The organism is Paenarthrobacter nitroguajacolicus (assembly GCF_051027655.1).
Classification (GTDB): Bacteria; Actinomycetota; Actinomycetes; order Actinomycetales; family Micrococcaceae; genus Arthrobacter; species Arthrobacter nitroguajacolicus.
Window position 1 is genome coordinate 3,760,297 of the sequence record NZ_CP073234.1, and the last position, 18,777, is coordinate 3,779,073.

The window sequence follows — 18,777 nt, forward strand, 5'->3', positions numbered from 1 at the left end:
CGGCCCGGGGTTTCAGTCGTTCCAGTCGAAGAAGCCTTTGCCCGTCTTACGTCCCAGCTCGCCGCGCGCCACTTTGTCGCGGAGGATCTGCGGCGGAGCGAAACGGTCGCCCAGCGTGGAGTGAAGGTACTCGGCAATGCCCAACCGAACATCCAAGCCAACAATGTCGGTGGTCTTTAGCGGGCCTGTGGGGTGCTTGTATCCGAGGACCATGGCAGCATCGATGTCTTCCGCCGACGCCACTCCCTCTTCCACCATGCGCATCGCTTCAAGGGCAATGGCGACGCCGAGCCTTGAGGACGCAAACCCCGGAGCGTCATTGACGACGACGGCGGTCTTGCCGAGTGCCTCAGTCCAGCTTTTCGCCGCCTCAGCCAGTTCAGGAGAAGTCTCCTTGGCCAGCACCACCTCAATCAGGGTGGACGCGGGCACCGGGTTGAAGAAGTGCAGGCCGACAAAGTTGGCTGGACGGCGAAGTTCGTTGGCGAGCCCGGTGACCGAGAGCGAGGACGTGTTCGACGCCAGGTAAGCATCGGCGGACAAGTGGTCCTCCACAGCTTTCAGGGCTGTCACCTTGAGGTCGTAGTCCTCAGGCACGGCCTCCACTACGAGGCCGCAGTGGATGAAGGACTCGTAGTCCGTGGAGGTGCTGAAGCGGGACATTGCTTCTTCGGGCGTTTCGCCTAAGGTGCCGCGGGCGGCGGACTTGGCTACGGCATCAGCAACGCGACCCTGCGCTCCGGCCGCTGCCTCGTGATCGCGTTCCACCACGATCACGGTGGCACCCTTAGTAAGGAACGCATGTGCGATACCAGCACCCATACGGCCACCGCCGAGGACTCCAACGACGTGCGGGATGGCGGGAACTTCGGTCATTTCTGTGTCCTGTCTTGCGTCGGGGCGGCACTGGCGGGCACCTCGGCGTCGGGTGCGGCAGCGTCGCTCGCGGCTGTGTCTTGCGGAGCCTTCGCCGATTTCTTGTCCAAGAACGCCTGCATGCGATCAAACTTGGCCTGGGACTCGAAAAGGATCCCCTGGGCGAGTGTGTCGATCAGCGGGTGGGCTTCAGCCGGGGCGTGGAACACCGACTTGGTAATACGCACCGCCAGAGGGTCCTGGCGTCCAATCCTGTCGGCCAGTTTGTGGGCTGCATCCATCAGCTCAGGAGCTTCATGGATCTCCGTGATCAGGCTGATCCGTAGGGCTTCTTCCGCGCGGAGCACGGCACCGGCCAGGAGGATCTCCTTTGCCTTGGGCTCCCCCACTAACTCCTTGAGCCGCCAGCTGGCTCCAGCTGCAGCCAGGATCCCAAGCCCGGTCTCCGGATTGCCGATGCGGACGCTCGGAGTGCCGATGCGGAAATCGGCGGCGTAGGCGAGCTCGGCTCCCCCGCCAAGGCAGTACCCGTCCAAGGCCGCGATAACGGGCATGGGCAATTTGGCGATGCGGACAAAGATCGTGGAGTTGATCCCCTGCAAGGCATCGTCGCGCCGGCGTTCGCGGAGCTGTCCGATGTCCGCACCGGAGGCAAAAACGCCCTCGGTCCCGGCAACAATCAGCACTTTGGGATTCCGCTCGAGTTCGGCGCAGACAAGGTGGAGTTCGTCCACCATTGTCTGGTCGATCGCGTTACGGACCTCTGGACGGTTCAGCAGAACAATGAGCCGGTCTTCGCGTTCCTCGATGAGAAGTGTGGTGAAGTCTTTCGCATCCAGTGCCATTACACGCCTTCCAGCAGCATCGCGGTGCCCTGTCCGACACCGATGCACATGGTGGCCAACCCGAGCTTAGGTCCGGAAGATGAAGCGAGCTCGCGTTCCATGCGGCCCAGCAGTGTAATAGCTATACGCGAGCCGCTGGAACCCAGCGGGTGCCCCAAACTGATGGCACCGCCGTCGTTGTTCACGATGTCCGGGTTCAGCCCAAGGCGACGCATGCTCGCCAGCGATTGCGTAGCGAAAGCCTCATTGAGTTCCACGGCGCCCAACTGATCCACCGTGAGGCCGGACCGTGCCAGGACCTTTTGGGTGGCGGGGACCGGGCCGATGCCCATGATTTCCGGTTCGCATCCTGCCGAGGCGCCGTCGATGATACGGGCGCGGGGCGTCAGACCGAACTTTTTGATGGCGGCCTCAGAAGCAACGATGATGGCCGAGGCGCCGTCGTTGAGCGTGGATGAGTTGCCGGCGGTGACCACGGAACCCCCAGGAACGACGGGCCGCAACCCGGCTAAAACGTCCATGGTGGTGCCTTCGCGAGGGCCTTCATCAGTGTCCACCACGGTCTCCGACTTTCGGGTCTTCACCGTGACGGGGACAATTTCATCCTTGAACCGGCCACCGGCGATGGCGGCCAGCGCAAGCTCGTGGGAGCGGACAGCAAAGGCGTCAGCATCCTCGCGGGAGATATTGTCCACGCGGCCCACTTCCTCCGCCGTTTCAGGCATGGAGTAGGTCATTTTGCCGTCGCGGGAAAGCTCGCCCTTGGTGAAGAGCGGATTGGCGAAGCGCCAGCCGATGGACGTATCGAAGATTTGCCCGGGCTTGGCGAACGCCGTGGTCGGCTTCTCCTGCACCCAAGGCGCCCGGCTCATGGATTCAACGCCACCCGCCACCACGATGTCCGCAGCTCCGGACTTGATCATCTGGCTGGCCATGATGATCGCGCTGAGGCCCGAGGCGCACAGGCGGTTCACCGTGATGCCGGGGATGTGGAGGGGAAGTCCGGCCAGAAGGGTGGCCATGCGAGCCACGTTCCGGTTTTCCTCGCCCGCGCCGTTGGCATTGCCGAGGATTACCTCATCTATGGAGTCAGGGTCGACGCCGGCACGCGCCACTGCTTCCCGGACCACCAATGCTGCGAGATCGTCCGGGCGAACGGAGGACAGTGCCCCACCGTAGCGACCTACAGGCGTACGCGCGCCGCCAACAAGAAAAGCCTCGACCATGAGAACATCCTTCGCGAAGTGAAAGGGACCGGCTCGGAATAATATACCGACCGTTCGTTCTATAAAGATTACACGGCCCAGCGGGCCGGTCAACAGCTGAGTCTTCAGTTACGGACCAGCGGAGACCGGCCCCAACCCGGATCAGACCACCCGGATTCCCAAGTGGCCAGCCAGCAGCGGCGCCATAAGGCTCAGCTGATAGTCATCGATCACCACTCCTGCAAGCCCTGCCAGTCCGTTGATTCCCCGGAACTCCGAGGTGCGCAGATCCACGTCCTTCAGCTTGGCGCCCGTGACATCCAGCGTGCCGATAGTGCAGTTCTTCAGTGCCAACCGCGTTCCCGTGCAGCCCCCGAGGTCGAGCTCATTGATGATGCAGTCGGAGATCTGGATATCCATGAGCTTGGAGCCGCGCAGGTTTACATAGTCCAGCTTGCCGCCGTCAATACGGACGGAGCGCCAGTTCCCCTCATACAGTTCGGCAGACCCCCACCGTGGATTGGTGATCTCCACGTCCTGCCAGGAAGTCCGGGCCGCCATGAAGACGGGAGCATACGGCTCGGAAACGATGCACTCGCGGAAGGTGGCACCCCGCAGCTGCGTTTCGTTGAAGGAGACACCGTTTAGCTCGCACTCAATGAAATCCGCGCCGCTCAGCTCCTCTCCATCGGCAGAAACCCGGGTGAGCCGGACGCCGTCGTACCGTTCGCCACGCTGGAAGTCCGGAGCGTCGTCGTCACGCAATTCGTCCAACCGCACAGGCGAAATCTTAGGTGCCGCAACCTTCGCTGCCGCCATCAGAGCGATTCCGCTTTGGCTGCGATCTCAGCGAGGTCTTTGCTGAGGGCCTTGCGGGTCATGTTCATCCCGATTTTCCCGAACAGGGCCATGCCCACCTTGCTAAGAAGGCTGGGATTTATCATCTCTGCGCCGAAAGTCAGCGCCAGATCCGTGCCGCCGTCGCGCTCGTTCAAAGTGAATCGGCTGGTGTAATCCGCGCCGCCTTGGAGCGCCTTGATCGTGGTGCTGCGCGGAGGGTCGGTCTCGGAAACCCACATCTCGACAGTCTCCTGCCTACCCATCATGGTCCGGGTCTCTTTCCAGCGGGTGCCCTCACCATAGGGGCCCTCGCTGAGCATCTGGATTGAGTCGATGCCGGAGAGCGTACCGGCCGAGCCGGGAATGTCCGAGATGACGGCCCAAACCTTCTCCGGGCTTGCGTTGACGTGCTGCGTCAGGGTGGTGGTGTGTTCCATACATCGAGCCTAGACCCGACCCCCGACACTCCCAACCGGGGTGCTCGTTGCGAGGCCCACTCTGCACGACTCACCCCTCGCATAAGGCGCAAAGCAGGCCCCACAACGCCAGGGGTGCTCGTTGCGAGGCCCACTCTGCACGACTCACCCCTCGCATAAAGCGCAAAGCAGGCCCCACAACGCGAACGGCGCGCGCCCCCATAGGGAGGCACGCGCCGTCGGACGTTTGAAGCGTTTGAAGCGTTTAGAACTTGAGCCTTAGCTGAACAGCTCGCTCTTGGGTTCGTTGTTCTTGACCTTCTGCCATCCGAGCCACAGCACCAGGGCGAAGAACGGAATGGTCGCGAGGGTCCACAGGCCAAGCAGGAAGACCTCACCGGTTTCCTTGTCCGTCATGGAATCGAAGCCGATCAGCACTGTGATGGCCAGCAGGGCAATGAGACCCAACCAGCTGGTCCACGGCGAACCGGGCATCGGCAGGCTGGAGACGTTGCCGCGCTTCTTCCGCAGTGCGATCTGGCTCGCGAAGATCGAGCCCCACGTGAAGATCACGCCGATGGATGCCGTGTTCAGCGCAAGGTCGAATGCGTGCGAGCCACCCAGCCAAATGTTGAGCAGGATACCTACGAGGTAGACGCCACCGATAGCCAGGATGGCCGCGTACGGCACGTGGCGGGTGGACATCTTGGTGAGCCACTGCGGAGCGTGGCCGTTGTTGGCCATGGTGCGGAAGATTCGGCCGATCGAGTACAGGCCTGAGTTGCAGGAGGACAGCGCGGCGGTGATGACGATCATGTTCATGACGTCGCCCATCCAGCCGAGGCCCATCTGGCCGAACACAGTCACGAAGGGCGAGGTGCCGGCCACATACTGGTCGGACGGCAGCAGCATCGCGAGCAGCGTCACCGAACCGACGTAGAAGACCACAATACGGACCACGACGGCGCGGATCGCCTTGGGAACTTCGCGTTCCGGGTTTTCCATCTCACCAGCGGTGATACCGACCAGCTCAATGGCGTTGTAGGCGAAGATCACGGCGTTGAGGACCAGGATCATCACCAGGCCACCCTTGGGGAACATGCCGCCGTCTTCGTGGAAGAGGTTGGCCACGGACGCGTTGCCGTCGCCTACCTTGGCGTTGGTGACAACCATGAACGTGCCAACGGCCAGGAAGATCACGATGGCCGCGACCTTGAGGCAGGAAGCCCAGAATTCGAACTCGCCGAACGCCTTGACGCTGAACAGGTTCACGGCCACCAGCAGCACCAGCGCTGCGATGGCGGACAGCTCGATGGGCACGTTCGGGAAGAAGAACTGGAAGTACAGGCCGATCGCGATGAGCTCAGCAATGCCTGTCATGGCCCAGTTGATGAAGTACATCCACCCGGAAAGGAAGGCGCCCTTCTTGCCGAACATTTCACCGGCGTAGCTCACGAAGGAGCCGGAGGTCTGGCGGTACATGATGAGTTCGCCGAGGGCCCGCATCAGCAGGTAAGCGATGACGCCGGCAATGGCGTAGGAGAAGATCAGGGCCGGGCCGGTGGAGGCCAGACGGCCACCGGCACCCATGAACAGGCCGACGCCGATAGCGCCACCCATGGCGATCATGGTGACGTGGCGGCGGCTCAGGGTCTTCTGATATCCCTCGGCGCTGAGGTTGGAGTCCGAGGCTGCGGATGAGGCCTTGGAGCTCTGGAGATCTGTGGGAGTACTTTGCGGCACAGCTGTTCCTTGTGGGTTGGGGTGTTGCTGTAGGTGTTACACCCATGCCGGAACATGGGCATCTTTGGCACACATAATTCGAGCTTTTCCCCGTTAGAGGGCCCGAAGTGTGACAAAGAACGCAGAACGCCGAAGCTTCGCGCAACCCGTCTATCTTACGGGATCAACCCCAATGCCCGTGACGCAGGCAACAAGGGGCTGTGGAAAAGCGCCTCTCAGGCCCACTTCAGCACGATGTTCCCGGCCTCATCTGCGAAGACTCCGTAAGAGCGCAACGGCTTGGTGCCCGTGGTGGAACACCCGGTTGCCAGCTCGAAGGCGTGCTGGTGCAGGGGACAGATGACCACGTTGTGGTCGATCGTGCCGTCGGCTATCGGGCCGCCTTTGTGCGGGCAGACGCCGGACACTCCCCGCAGCGATCCGTCCCGTAACCTGAACACCGCGACCTGCTCGCCGTCCACTCCGAAGGCCCTTCCCTCGCCGAACGGAATTTGGTCAACAGGCCCTAAGACGCGTTGAACGTTCGGTTCGACGGCGGGCACGGGCTGGGCGCTCATCGGACCGGCACCTGCGGCAGCACGGTCAGCGGCAAAGAAGTCCGGAACTGGCCTGGCGTGAGCGGATCATCGCGTTCGCTCCATGGATCGGCATAGGCATCCACCGAGGCCTGCATGGCGGCGTCCAAACGACTGGCGATGCCCTCGGAGTCCTCCAGGATGACGCTGCGAAGATGCTCGATGCCTACTCGGGGCACAAAGGCGTACGTCCGTTCGAGCCAGTTGGCGTTCTCCCTGTAGTACTGCATGAACCGGCCTGCCAGGAGGGTGACCTCTTCGGGTGTATCCACGGTGACCAGCAAGTCTCCTTTACGTATGTGGGCGCCGGCCGCTCCGCCCACATAGATCTCCCACCGGCCACCTTCCACCGCCACTACGCCGACGTCCTTGACCAGCGACTCCGCACAGTTGCGCGGACAGCCGGAGACCGCAAGTTTGAGCTTGGCCGGTGCCTCAATTCCCTGGAAACGGGATTCCAGCCCAATGCCCAAGCCGGTTGAGTCACCAGTTCCAAACCGGCAATAGTCCTTGCCGACACAGGTCTTGACGGTCCTAAAGCTCTTGCCGTAGGCGTATCCGGACGGCATGTCCAGATCAGCCCAAACCTGAGGCAGGTCCTCTTTGGGCACCCCCAGCAGGTCGATCCGCTGTCCGCCGGTCAGCTTGATCATGGGAATGCCGTGTTTCTCAGCGACATCGGCAATCCTCCGGAGTTGCTGCACCGACGTCACCCCGCCCTTCATCTGCGGGACCACGGAGAACGTGCCGTCGCGCTGGATGTTGGCGTGCACGCGGTCGTTGATGAACCGGGCATCGCGTTCGTCAACGTACTGATCGGCGAGCATCATTTTCATGAGCGACGCAAGGGCCATCTTCGATTTAGCGTCCTCAAGCCGTCCCGGGGCGAGAGCGGCAAACACCTGGGAAACGGACCGCAGCCCCCTGGCCCGGATCTCAGCCATCAAGGCGGGCTTGTCCAGCGGAATCCCTGGAACGTAGTAGCTCGCTGCCGGATCCTCCTCCACAGCCCCACCCGCGGCCCATTCCACCACCTGGCTGATCATGGGCTTGCAGGAGCCGCAGCCTTTTCCGGCCCGTGTGGCGTCCATGGCCGCGGACACCGAGGTGCAGCCACCCTTCACCGCCGCTACAAGCGCCCCCTTGGAAACCCCGTTGCAGTTGCAGACCTGCGCGCTGTCCGCCAGTTCGGCCACGGCCTCCTCTTCACCCGGTGAGCCGAGATCGAACATCAGCGAGAGCCGCTCCTCCGGGAGTGGCAAGCCCTGATCAAAAGCCTGGGTCAGGTAGGCCACCTTCCGGCTATCCCCCAACAACGTGGCGCCCACCATCTTGTTGTCGCGGATGACGATCGATTTGAACACGCCCCGGCTGGGCTCCGAAAACACGATGTGTTCATCCGTCTCCCGTTCCGGGCCGGCAAGCCCCATGGACGCAACATCGACGCCGGCGACCTTCAGTTTGGTGGCGGTCCGGGAGCCCAAGTACACCGATGAACGATCCGCCCCCGTGACCTGATCGGCCAGCACGGCAGCCTGCTCCCACAGTGGCGCCACCAGTCCGTACACCTCGCCGCGATGCTGAACGCACTCCCCTACCGCGAAGATGTCCTCTTCATCCATGACGCGCAGATGGTCGTCCACCACAATGCCCCGCTCCACGGCCAGGCCACTCACGACGGCGACATCCACGTTGGGTCTGATGCCTGCGGTGACCACCACCATGTCGCAGTCAAGCTCGCGTTGATCGCGCAGGCTCACTCCGGTGATTCTCTCCTTACCGATGATCGCCGTGGTCCGGCTTCCCGTGTGCACTTCGATGCCCAGCGCCTCGACGCTCCGCCGCAGTATTGCACCGCCGTCGGGCCCCATTTGGGCATTCATGAGATGCCCGCCCGAGTGGACCACCGCGACATCCAAGCCGTAGGCCTGCAGGCCGTGGGCTGCTTCCAGCCCCAGCAAGCCGCCGCCGATCACCACTGCCCGGCTATGGTGCTCGTTGTTGGCGAACTGAATCATCTTCCGGGTATCGTCCAAGGTCCTGAACGTGAAGACACCGTGCCTGACAGCGCCGCTGGGGGCATAGGCACCCTCCATGGGCGGCAAGTGCGAGCGGCTGCCGGTCGCGATAATCAGGTCGTCGTAGGGTTCCACACGGCCGTCCGCGGCCAAGACGTGCTTGCTGAACTTGTCGATGCGGTCAACCCGGACACCCGCATGCAGGGTGATGTTGTTCTGCTGGTACCAAGTAAGAGCGTTGAGGAAGATGTCCGCATCGCTCTCCTCGCCGGACAGGACATGGCTGAGCATGATCCGGTTGTAATTCCCATAGGGTTCGTCGCCAAACATGGTGATGTCGAAGAGCTCCGCGCCACCCCTGGCGAGGATTTCCTCCACGGCCCGGGCGCCAGCCATTCCGTTGCCGATGACCACGAGCCGCCGGCGCATCAGTGCTCCACCATTCCGAGGTCCACCACAACGGAACCCCTGACGCCGGCAGGTGCCACGATATACAGCTCAATCATGGAACCCCCTTCAATGTCCTCCACTACCCTCAGCGGAACGTGGACGTCGCTTTTGGCTCCGATGGGGAAGTAGCGCATGGGCACGCCGTCGCGCATGAGGACCACGGTGATGAGCTCGGGACTGGAGTTGCCGCCGCGGAAGTACAGCGTCTGGTTCACGACGCCGTCCGGGACAAAGTGCGCCAGCTCGCTGTGCAACGGGACCGGCTTTTCCGTGCCGATGCCTTCGAACGCGTAGATGCCTTGGAGGAAGAGGTTCTTGGAGATCACGGAAGTTCCTTTCGGCCGGCTTCCTTCCATGGTGCTCCGCCCGTGTTTCGAGACGCTCGACGCCGTGTTTCGGCCTGCAGCATTGGGAGTAACGATCCCTTTGCGGGCGCCTCACCAGGGCGTCTCACCAGGGCGTCTCACCCAACTGGGCAACGGCCCGCTGGGCGGCTCGCCGCCGCGCTCACGAGCTACAGCAATTCGCCGCCCTGCATCCCGTACCGCACCCAGTGTCCGCCCGTGCCGACGGGACCACTGCGGTGTTCGACGGCGACATCGGCACGTGCGCAGTGGTCAAACCACTCGCCCAGGGCACGGTCGTGGCTCACAATCACCAAGGTTCCTTCGAATGAAGCGAGCGCTGCCTCCAACTGCTCCACCAGCACCGGCGCCAAATGGTTGGTGGGCTCGTCCACGATCATGGTGTCGTAGCCGCCCAGAAGGAGTCGGGCAAGGGCGAGCCTACGCTGCTGCCCGGCTGAAAGACCTCCGACAGGAACATGGAACTCAGCGGGCCGGAACAGCCCCAGCCGCAGCAAGCCCTCAGCGTGTTCGTCAATGTTCCCACCCAGCCCCGCAGCGAACGCAGGAAGCAGGCGCAGCCCCGGCCGGGAGGGCACGTCAAGTTCCTGCTGCAGGTAACCCACCCTGCCGTTCACCGTGACAGACCCGGTGGCTGGCTCCAACGTCCCGGCAAGGATGGACAACAGTGTGGATTTGCCCGCACCGTTAGGACCGGTGATGAGCACTTTTTGTCCGGCTTCCACCCTGAGGTGGGTGGGCTGTAGCCGGCCGGATGCGCTGATGCCGTGAGCTTCCAGCGCGGGTTCGGACGCCGCCAAAGCTGTAACCCCCAGCGGTGCTGCCAGTTTCAGCGGCACGGGCGGCCGGTCCACCGGATTGTCCTCGAGCCTGCGGAGCCTCTCCTGGGCATTGCGAACCTTGCTGGCCGCAGCCCGCTGCCATGTTCCCGCTTTGAAGTCGAAACCCATTTTGTCGTTGTCGCGTTTACGGCCGTAACCCATACCGTCTGCAACGGTGGCGGCTTGGAGTCGTTCGGCGGCCATGGCATCGAGCCATTGCTCGTACTCTTGGATCCACCGAGACCGTTCGGCGGCCTTCTCCCGCAGGTAGCCTTCGTAACCGTTGCCGTAGCGGTTCACGGACCGACGGTCAGCGTCCACCTCGATGATGGTGGTGGCGACCTTCCGCAGCAGGACACGGTCGTGCGATACCACCACCACCGTCCCGCGATGTGCGGCCAACCGCGACTCCAGCCAGGCTGTGCCGCTCGCGTCCAGATGGTTGGTGGGCTCATCCAGGAGCAACGCTTCGGCTGGATCGGCCAGCAGGCAGGCGAGCGCTACCCGCTCCTGCTCGCCTCCGGACAAAGATCCAAGCGTTCGACGGCGGTCCAGGCCTCCCAGCCCCAGCTTGTCCAGCGCTGCTTCCACCCGGGACTCGGCAGCGTAGCCCTCACGGAGTTGGTATTCGGTTTGAAGGCTTCCGTAGAGCTGGAGTTCTTCGGAGTCGGCGTCGGCAAGGCCGGATTCCAGTTCCAGGATGCGCGCCTCCAAGGAACGCAGGGAAGCCAAGGAAGTGTCTATGGCGTCTCCCACGGTGAGAGACTCGGAGAAACCGTGCGTTTGCGCGAGGTATCCCACGCGGTAGCCGGGGTTGCCTGATAAACCTGCCGTGCCGTCGTCGGGCGTTTCAACGCCGGCCATGAGCCGGAGCAGGGTGGATTTGCCGGCACCGTTTTCGCCGACGATCGCCACTTGTTCGCCGTGGTGGATGGCGAGGTCAACGGCGTGGAAAAGTTCGCGGTCCCCGTAGCCGTGGGAAACGCCGGAAAGGTGAAGGTGGTCAGTCAAGAGGAGTCCTCGCAGGTCCGCAGTGGGTGGCAGATGGCCGGGTATGTACTGGGGATGCAGCCGGGAAGAAGGGCTGCGCTCAAGACTTCATCGCTCCAGACTGCCCGGCATCAGGAGTTCCGTCAAGCCAAGACACCACGGATGACACCAATAACGGTCCATAATCCATTGACCTGACACCACAGTGGCGTCAAAATGGTGTCATGCAGTTAAACCAGTACGTCGCCACTCTCAAGCACCAGCTGGAAACCGCGGCCGAGGGCGGCGGCCCGGAAGCGCGGGCCCTCAGTGAGCGGCTCACCGCGGCGCTCGAATCCACCGTACGATTAGTCCTCCTCGAGGCCCTTTCCGACGCCGCCAACGAAATCACCCTGGAGCTGGCGCCTGGCTCCGTGGAGGTCAGGCTCCGAGGCCGTGACCCCGAATTCGTGGTCAGCAACCCGCCCGGCGACAACGACTTCGAGGCAATGATCGAACAGTCCATACGGGGCACCATAGCGTCGGAAGACTTCGACGGCGCCAGTACTTCACGGACCACGCTCCGCCTTCCGGACCAGCTCAAGCAGCAGGTCGAAGCAGCAGCAAGCCATGACGGCCTGTCCGTGAACTCCTGGCTGGTCCGGGCCGTCGCCGACGCCCTCAACGGACGCTCCCCAAGCAAACGCGCTACGCGGGGCGAACCCGGCGAGCAGAACTTCACAGGATGGGCACGCTAATGGCAACCTTCCAGACTCCGCAGCCGATCGCCGTCGTAGTTGACGTTTCCGTACGTGCCGACATCTGGGCAGTTGCGCGTGAAGGCAAAGACACCGTGGTCAACGTCCGGCCCCGTAAGGAAAAGCGAAGCCTGGACGTCAGGATGGCCGAGCAAACCACTGTGGACTATTCGGACGGCCGCTTGCAGGTCAGGCTTCACCCCGGCTTCCGCCACAGCTGGTTCAGCGACGGCGGCGCGGTGGAGATCACCGTGGAGGTTCCCGTAGGCAGCAGCCTGGAGCTGAAGTCCGCCATGGGAGACCTCCGCTGTGACGGCGAATTCGGCGCTGCTGACCTAAGGACCGACTTGGGCCACATAAGCATCGATCACTGCGGCGAGCTGCGGGCGCACACCGACATGGGCGACATCACGGTGGAGCGCACCTCGGGGAGGTCCAGGATAAAGACCGGCTCAGGCAAAATCCGCATCCGTCACATCGACGGTGTTGCCACCGTAAAAAACGGCAACGGCAGCACGTACATCGCGCACGCTTCCGGCGAACTCAGCGTCAGCGCCGCCAATGGCGACATTTCGCTGGAGCGGGCCGGGCTTTCCACTACCGTCAAAACCTCCAGCGGTGACATCACGGTGGGCGAAGTGGCCGCCGGCAGCCTTACTGTTCAGACCGCTGCCGGCACTCTGGCCGTAGGCGTGCGTGAAGGCACGGCCGCGTGGCTGGACCTCAACACCAAATACGGGCGCGTTCGCAATGCCCTTCAAGCCACCAACGGGCCGGGCGACACCACCGACAAAGTGGAGATCCGCGCCCGCAACGCCTATGGCGACATCGCAGTGACCCGATCGCCCGTCAGCGCCCGGTAGGCATGGCTACACTGTGGCGACGGCCCGCTTCCGGCGGGCCTTGGCGAGTCGCGTACCGATCAACCCCTGCCGCGGACTGAATAGATATACCGCGCCGAACACCACGCCCTGGGTGAGGACCACCATGGCTCCCGACGCCGTGTCCAGGTAGTAGCTGAGATAGATGCCGGCCACGGAACACACCACGGAGATCACCGGCGCAATGACCAGCATCCGGGAAAAACGGTCGGTCAGCAGGTAGGCCGTGGCGCCTGGAATGATCAGCATGGCCACCACCAGCACCACGCCCACAGTCTGCAGGGCCACCACCGACGTCAGTGCCAGCAGCCCCAGGAGCAGGGCCCCGAGCCGTTTGGGGGACAGTCCGATCGCGTGGGCATGCGTAGGGTCAAAGGCATAGAGCGTGAGGTCACGGCGTTTGAGGATCAGGATCGCAAAGGACACGACACCCAGGACCACCACTTGGATAAGGTCAGGGACACTGACCCCCAGCAGGTTTCCGAAGATGATGTGGTTAAGGTCGGTCTGGCTCGGGGTCACGGAGATCAGCACCAAGCCCAATGCGAAGAGCGACGTGAACACGATCCCGATCGCTGCGTCTTCTTTCACACGGCTTGTATTGCGAACCACCCCAATCAACGTCACCGCGATCAGGGCGAAGACCAACGCGCCGAGCGCGAACGGCGCCCCCACGATGTATGCGAGCACGACGCCGGGAAGCACCGCATGCGAGACGGCGTCGCCCATGAGGGACCAGCCGATGAGGACCAGCCAGCAGCTCAGGACAGCACAGACCACGGCAGCGATGGCTGTTGTTGCCAGGGCACGGACCATGAAGTCGTAGCTGAGGGGTTCCAGTAGGAATTCCATGGCTAATCCCTGTTCATGACGTCGAGGCCGAAAGCCATGGCCAGGTTTTCCGGTTGGAGCACTGTGTCCGGGCTTCCATGCATGAGCACCTTGCGCATCAACAACACAGCTTCGTCGCATAGTTGGGGCAGGGCATGGAGGTCGTGGGTGGAGATGAGGATGGTGGCGCCGTTGTCGGCCAGCTCGCGGAGGAGCCTGGTGATGGTGGCTTCAGAGCGTTTGTCAACGCCCGCGAACGGCTCGTCCAGCAGCATCATGGTGGCACCTTGGGCGATACCCCGGGCTACGAAGGCCCGCTTCTTTTGCCCTCCGGACAGCTGCCCGATTTGCCGATCCGCGTACTCGCTCAGCTCCACGCGTTCCAAGGCATGGTCGACGGCGTCCCGGTCCGCTTTGCGGGGCCGGCGCGTGAATCCCAAATGCCCGTAGCGGCCCATCATCACCACATCCCGGACCGACAGGGGGAAAGCCCAATCAACGTCTTCGCTTTGGGGAACGTAACCGATGCCGGCGTCCTTGCGCATCTTTACCGGGGGTTGGCCGTTGATGAGCACCCTGCCGGAATCGGGCTTCACCATGCCCATGATGACTTTGAACAGGGTGGACTTGCCGGAGCCGTTCATGCCCACCAGCCCGCAGATCCGCGAATGTTCCAAGCTCAGGGACGCAGAGTCCAAGGCCAGGACCTCGCCGTAATGGACGGTGACGTTCTCAACAGCGATCGCGGGAGTGCTCATGGCGTTCCTCCGGTGAGTGCAGTGGTGATGACTTTGGCGTCGTGACGCATGAGGTCAAGGTAGGTGGGAACGGGTCCGTCCGCTTCGGAAAGGGAATCGACGTAGAGAGTCCCGCCAAACTTGGCGTCGGTGGCACCAACTACCTGTTGCATCGGGGCGTCTGACACTGTGGATTCACAGAACACCGCCGGAACCTGATTGTCTCTAACGAATTCGATTGCCCGGGTGATCTGCTGTGGCGTTGCCTGTTGCTCAGCGTTCACGGCCCAGATGTAGACCTCTTTGAGGCCGGCGTCGCGGGCCAAGTAGGAGAACGCTCCTTCGCAGGTGACCAGCGCCCTCTGCTTCTCCGACAGTACGGACAGCTTGGACACCATCTCGTCCTGCACGGTCTGGAGTTGGGCGTTGTAGGCCTCGGCGTTTGCTTCGAATTCGGAAGCGTGCGAAGGGTCCAGCTTGGCGAAGGCCTTGGCCATGTTGCTTGCGTAAATCTGGACGTTCTTGGGCGACATCCAGGCGTGCGGGTTCGGCTTGCCTTGGTAGGAGTCCTCGGCGATGGGCATGACGTCCACGCCGTCGCTCACTACTGCGTGCGGTACATCGAGGTCCTCCACGAACTGGGAAAACCACGCTTCCAGATTGAGGCCATTGTCCAGGATGAGATCGGCTTGGGCAGCCTTCCGGATGTCACCCGGGGTTGGCTCATAGCCGTGGATCTCAGCTCCGGCTTTGGTGATGGATTCGACCCGGAGCTTATCTCCGGCAACATTCTTGGCGATGTCTGCCAGAACGGTGAAAGTAGTGAGGACCACGGGCTTGTCATCTTCTCCCGCAGAGGAGTTCCCACCACAGGCGGAGACTCCCATGGCAAGGGCGATCGCAGTCAGGACAGCAGCGAAACGGCGGACATCTTTGGCGCGCCGAAACGGAAAGTTAGGCATACCGAAAAGTGTAGCCACGCATGGCCCACGCAGCAAAGCTAGGCTGGTCACATGGGCACTCTTTCCACCAAGGCACCTTTGTACAAATTCACTGCCCTGGATGCCATCGCCGTGGCAGCATATGTGGGCTTCACCGCCTACTTCCTGCTGGCTGGGCAGACGCTCAACCGGCTGATGCTTGAGCTGTTTACTGACCCGGCAACAGCGTCCTATGCCGTCAATGCGATCTTTTATGCCGGCGTCGGAATATTTGCGGTGGCGTCTGCCTGGCGGGTGGTGGGCCGTGACCTCCAGATCCTGGGGACCCGGCCGTGGTTCACTCTGGGCATGGTCCCCCTGACCTTGGTGGTCATGCTGATTCTCACAGCCATTCTGGTGGCGGCCTTCGGGACCGCCCAAAGCTCCGAGAACCAACTGGGCATCCAAGGCATGCTGCAACACGTGCCAGCGTGGCTGATGGTGCCTTTGCTGGTCATCCTTGGTCCGTTCGTGGAGGAATATCTCTTTCGGCACCTCCTGATCGGCAAGTTGTCGCGATACCTGAACATCTGGGTTTGCTGCGTGATCTCCGTGGTGGTGTTCTCGTCCATCCATGTAGTGGGTCGCGAAGGACTCGCTTTGTCTGCGCTGGCTCCGTACCTGGGGATGGCCGTGGTGCTGGTGGCTGTCTACGTTTGGACGGGCAAGAACCTGATGTTCTCCTACTTTGTCCACGCCGCCAAGAACCTCATGGCCGTGGTCCTGATCTACGCGGTGCCGCCCGAACTCCTCCCCAACTAGGTCACAGTAAACGTTCCACTGGGCCCTCATTGCGACGTCTGCTGTTACTCAGTTGGGGAACCCGGACGGAAGGTGACCGCAATCCCCTACCCAGCCACCCGCCGTCGGAATAGCTTGTAGAGCATGACACTCAACATCCAGGTAGTAGTCGATTGCAAGAAGCCGCACGACCTCGCCGGCTGGTGGGCTGAGACCCTCGAGTGGAACGTCGAGCCGCAGGACGAGGCGTTCATCCGTTCCATGATCGAGCAGGGCTACGCCACCGAGGACCAGACCATCACGCACAACGGCAAGCTGGTGTGGGCGGAGGGCTGTGCGATCGTACCCGCCGAAGACACGGACCCCAAGACCGGCCGGCGGATCCTGTTCCAAACGGATCCCAACGAAAAATCGGTAAAGAACAGGGTGCACTGGGACGTCCGGCTAGACGGCCGGGACAAGGATGACGTGCGGAAACAGCTCGAAGCGCGCGGCGCCAAGCACCTGTGGACCGCCAATCAGGGACCCCACGAATGGCACACCATGGCCGACCCCGAGGGCAACGAGTTCTGCATCAGCTAAGGCCATTACTAGACTCGGACTGTGAACAACCAACTCCCTGCCAAGGTTTCCGACGTCTTTGACCCCTCACGCTGGCGCACAGTTTCCGGCTTCGACGACTTCAAGGACATGACCTACCACCGGCAGGTTGAGCGTTCAACGGACGGCACAGTCAAGGACCTCCCCACGGTCCGCATCGCCTTCAACCGGCCCGAGGTCCGCAACGCGTTCCGCCCGGGCACCGTTGACGAGCTCTACCGGGCAATGGATCACGCACGTATGACTCCTGACGTCGCCACAGTCCTCCTCACTGGCAACGGACCTTCAGAGAAGGACGGCGGACACTCGTTCTGCTCCGGCGGCGACCAGCGGATTCGTGGCAGGGACGGCTACCGCTACCAAGTAGAAGGCGCTGCGGGTGACTCCGCTGAATTTATCGACCCCGCCCGCGCCGGCCGCCTCCATATCCTGGAAGTCCAGCGGCTCATGCGGACCATGCCCAAGGTGGTTATCGCGGTGGTCAACGGTTGGGCTGCCGGCGGCGGCCACTCGCTGCACGTGGTCAGCGACCTCACCATCGCCTCGCGGGAGCACGGCAAGTTCAAGCAGACGGACGCAACCGTAGGAAGTTTCGACGCCGGATACGGCTCTGCGCTGCTGGCCCGCCAGATCGGGCAGAAAGCCGCGCGGGAAATCTTCTTCCTGGCCCGCGAATATTCCGCGGAGGACATGGTCAGGATGGGCGCCGTGAACGAGGCAGTTGACCACTCCCGCCTCGAAGAAGTTGCTCTGGAGTACGCGGCGGACATCGCCCGCCAGTCCCCGCAGGCCATCCGTATGCTCAAATTCGCTTTCAACCTGGCCGACGACGGCTTGGCCGGCCAGCAGGTCTTCGCCGGTGAAGCCACCCGTCTCGCGTACATGACGGACGAGGCCGTGGAGGGCAAGGAAGCGTTCCTCCAGAAGCGCGACCCCGACTGGTCCAACTTCCCCTACTACTTCTAGGACCACCGTGAACATCGATCCCATTTTGAAAGCCCTGATGGCCGCCCTCCATGGCGAGGGACCCGCCGTCGAAATCGTGATGGATGAAAACGGCGAGCCGCAGGCTGTTCCTGTGGAGACCGGCGTCGAAGAGGCAGCTGTGCTGGTCCGCACCTCCGGTTCCACGGGGACGCCCAAGGCAACCGTACTGACCATCGATGCCCTCGCAGCTTCCTCTGTTTCCACCGCCGTGGCCCTGCGTGGCGAAGGACAGTGGTTGCTGGCACTCCCGCTGCAGTATGTGGCGGGTGTGCAGGTGCTGGTCCGCTCGCTCTACGCAGGCACGCGTCCGTGGGTCATGGACCAGTCGAACGGCTTCACGCCCGAAGCCTTCACGGCCGCCGCCGAGGAACTGACTGACAAGATCCGCTTTACCTCCCTGGTGCCCACGCAGCTGCAGCGGCTCCTCGACTCCCCCGCGCCGGAAACCCTGGCCGTGCTGCGCCGCTTCAACGCGATCCTGCTGGGCGGCGCCCCTGCCTCGGCTGATCTCCTGACGGCCGCCCACGCCCAGGGGCTGAAGGTGGTGACCACCTACGGCTCAGCCGAGACGTGCGGCGGGTGCGTTTACGACGGCGAGCCGTTGGACGGCGTCGAAGTCCGCATCGGTGAAGGCGAACTGGAAGGCCGCATCCTGCTGGGTGGCGACACCGTGGCGGCGGGCTACCTGGACGCCGCCCGCGCCTCAAAAGCAGCATTCTTCGAGGAAGACGGCGTCCGCTGGTACATCACCGGCGACCTTGGCAAGCTGTCCGACGACGGCAAGCTCACAGTGCTGGGCCGCGCCGATGACGTGATCATCACCGGAGGCGTCAAAGCCTCCGCCGCTTATATCCAGGGCAAGCTGGAAGAGCTCGACGGCGTCACCGCAGCTTTCGTAACCGGCGTCCCGTCACGGGAATGGGGCCAAGCGGTGGCGGCTTACGTGGCCGTCACTGATCCGTCGCCTGCGGGCCTCAAGGGATTCACGGCCCGCCGTGAGGAAGTACTGGGTGTCCTGGCTCCCAAAACGGTGTTCGCTGACAAGGCATTGCCGATGCTGCCCAACGGAAAGCCGGACCGTATGTCCATGATTGACCGGCTTTCCGAGCTGCATCAGGGACAATAGACAAGTTCTTCCC

19 protein-coding genes are annotated in these 18,777 nt (G+C 62.8%); 6 read left to right on the forward strand and 13 right to left on the reverse strand.

Annotation, left to right across the window (positions count from 1 at the left end; genetic code table 11):
- Positions 1-12 precede the first annotated feature (12 nt).
- The 10 genes from KCX59_RS17700 to KCX59_RS17745 all read right to left on the reverse strand — a co-directional run bounded on the left by KCX59_RS17700 (position 13) and on the right by KCX59_RS17745 (position 11,165).
- Positions 13-876, reverse strand: a complete 864-nt coding sequence (locus KCX59_RS17700) for a 3-hydroxyacyl-CoA dehydrogenase family protein (protein WP_179017021.1) — start codon at positions 874-876, stop codon at positions 13-15.
- Complete coding sequence (locus KCX59_RS17705; protein ID WP_179017022.1) at positions 873-1,721, reverse strand: enoyl-CoA hydratase/isomerase family protein; 849 nt, start codon at positions 1,719-1,721, stop codon at positions 873-875. The genes KCX59_RS17700 and KCX59_RS17705 overlap by 4 nt, the downstream gene beginning before the upstream one ends.
- On the reverse strand, positions 1,721-2,947 hold the full coding sequence (locus KCX59_RS17710; protein ID WP_091470530.1) for a thiolase family protein: 1,227 nt from the start codon (positions 2,945-2,947) through the stop codon (positions 1,721-1,723). The genes KCX59_RS17705 and KCX59_RS17710 overlap by 1 nt, the downstream gene beginning before the upstream one ends.
- Positions 2,948-3,088: 141 nt before the next feature.
- On the reverse strand, positions 3,089-3,745 hold the full coding sequence (locus KCX59_RS17715; RefSeq protein ID WP_179017023.1) for a pentapeptide repeat-containing protein: 657 nt from the start codon (positions 3,743-3,745) through the stop codon (positions 3,089-3,091).
- On the reverse strand, positions 3,745-4,203 hold the full coding sequence (locus KCX59_RS17720) for an SRPBCC family protein (protein ID WP_178995114.1): 459 nt from the start codon (positions 4,201-4,203) through the stop codon (positions 3,745-3,747). Before KCX59_RS17720 ends, KCX59_RS17715 begins: the two co-directional genes overlap by 1 nt.
- 258 nt (positions 4,204-4,461) lie before the next feature.
- Positions 4,462-5,925 carry an amino acid permease gene (locus KCX59_RS17725; RefSeq protein WP_178995115.1) on the reverse strand — a complete coding sequence of 488 codons (1,464 nt, stop codon included), beginning with the start codon at positions 5,923-5,925 and terminating at the stop codon, positions 4,462-4,464.
- A gap of 215 nt (positions 5,926-6,140) precedes the next feature.
- Positions 6,141-6,482: a Rieske (2Fe-2S) protein gene (locus KCX59_RS17730; protein WP_091470525.1), complete on the reverse strand. Its 342-nt coding sequence runs from the start codon at positions 6,480-6,482 to the stop codon at positions 6,141-6,143.
- Positions 6,479-8,947 carry a nitrite reductase large subunit NirB gene (gene nirB / locus KCX59_RS17735; protein ID WP_179017024.1) on the reverse strand — a complete coding sequence of 823 codons (2,469 nt, stop codon included), beginning with the start codon at positions 8,945-8,947 and terminating at the stop codon, positions 6,479-6,481. The genes KCX59_RS17730 and nirB overlap by 4 nt, the downstream gene beginning before the upstream one ends.
- Positions 8,947-9,294 (reverse strand): molybdopterin oxidoreductase, encoded by a 348-nt coding sequence (locus tag KCX59_RS17740; RefSeq protein ID WP_179017025.1) that lies wholly within the window; start codon positions 9,292-9,294, stop codon positions 8,947-8,949. Before KCX59_RS17740 ends, nirB begins: the two co-directional genes overlap by 1 nt.
- A 188-nt stretch (positions 9,295-9,482) precedes the next feature.
- Positions 9,483-11,165 carry an ABC-F family ATP-binding cassette domain-containing protein gene (locus KCX59_RS17745; protein ID WP_179017026.1) on the reverse strand — a complete coding sequence of 561 codons (1,683 nt, stop codon included), beginning with the start codon at positions 11,163-11,165 and terminating at the stop codon, positions 9,483-9,485.
- Positions 11,166-11,368: 203 nt separating this feature from the next.
- Between KCX59_RS17745 and KCX59_RS17750 the strand changes: the two genes are divergently transcribed.
- Both KCX59_RS17750 and KCX59_RS17755 read left to right on the forward strand, forming a co-directional pair.
- Positions 11,369-11,881: a histidine kinase gene (locus KCX59_RS17750; protein ID WP_179017027.1), complete on the forward strand. Its 513-nt coding sequence runs from the start codon at positions 11,369-11,371 to the stop codon at positions 11,879-11,881.
- Entirely contained in the window at positions 11,881-12,744 is an 864-nt protein-coding gene (locus KCX59_RS17755) for a DUF4097 family beta strand repeat-containing protein (RefSeq protein WP_179017028.1), read from the forward strand. The genes KCX59_RS17750 and KCX59_RS17755 overlap by 1 nt, the downstream gene beginning before the upstream one ends.
- Before the next feature lie 6 nt (positions 12,745-12,750).
- On the opposite strand, the gene KCX59_RS17760 is transcribed toward KCX59_RS17755, so the two are convergent.
- Genes KCX59_RS17760 through KCX59_RS17770 form a run of 3 tightly spaced genes read right to left on the reverse strand, consistent with a single transcriptional unit; the run spans position 12,751 to position 15,292 of the window.
- On the reverse strand, positions 12,751-13,614 hold the full coding sequence (locus KCX59_RS17760) for a metal ABC transporter permease (RefSeq protein WP_179017029.1): 864 nt from the start codon (positions 13,612-13,614) through the stop codon (positions 12,751-12,753).
- A gap of 2 nt (positions 13,615-13,616) precedes the next feature.
- Positions 13,617-14,351 carry a metal ABC transporter ATP-binding protein gene (locus KCX59_RS17765; protein ID WP_091470515.1) on the reverse strand — a complete coding sequence of 245 codons (735 nt, stop codon included), beginning with the start codon at positions 14,349-14,351 and terminating at the stop codon, positions 13,617-13,619.
- Positions 14,348-15,292, reverse strand: coding sequence for a metal ABC transporter substrate-binding protein (locus tag KCX59_RS17770; protein WP_179017030.1), 945 nt, complete (start codon positions 15,290-15,292; stop codon positions 14,348-14,350). The genes KCX59_RS17765 and KCX59_RS17770 overlap by 4 nt, the downstream gene beginning before the upstream one ends.
- A 51-nt stretch (positions 15,293-15,343) precedes the next feature.
- Here KCX59_RS17770 and KCX59_RS17775 point away from each other — a divergent pair, with 51 nt between their 5' ends.
- From KCX59_RS17775 to KCX59_RS17790, 4 genes are all read left to right on the forward strand, one after another.
- Positions 15,344-16,072, forward strand: a complete 729-nt coding sequence (locus tag KCX59_RS17775) for a CPBP family intramembrane glutamic endopeptidase (protein WP_179017031.1) — start codon at positions 15,344-15,346, stop codon at positions 16,070-16,072.
- A gap of 123 nt (positions 16,073-16,195) precedes the next feature.
- Positions 16,196-16,633, forward strand: a complete 438-nt coding sequence (locus KCX59_RS17780; RefSeq protein WP_179017032.1) for a VOC family protein — start codon at positions 16,196-16,198, stop codon at positions 16,631-16,633.
- A 21-nt stretch (positions 16,634-16,654) separates the two neighbouring features.
- Positions 16,655-17,617 carry a 1,4-dihydroxy-2-naphthoyl-CoA synthase gene (locus KCX59_RS17785; RefSeq protein ID WP_178995134.1) on the forward strand — a complete coding sequence of 321 codons (963 nt, stop codon included), beginning with the start codon at positions 16,655-16,657 and terminating at the stop codon, positions 17,615-17,617.
- 7 nt (positions 17,618-17,624) lie between these two features.
- On the forward strand, positions 17,625-18,764 hold the full coding sequence (locus KCX59_RS17790) for an AMP-binding protein (RefSeq protein ID WP_179017033.1): 1,140 nt from the start codon (positions 17,625-17,627) through the stop codon (positions 18,762-18,764).
- The last annotated feature ends 13 nt before the right edge of the window (positions 18,765-18,777 follow it).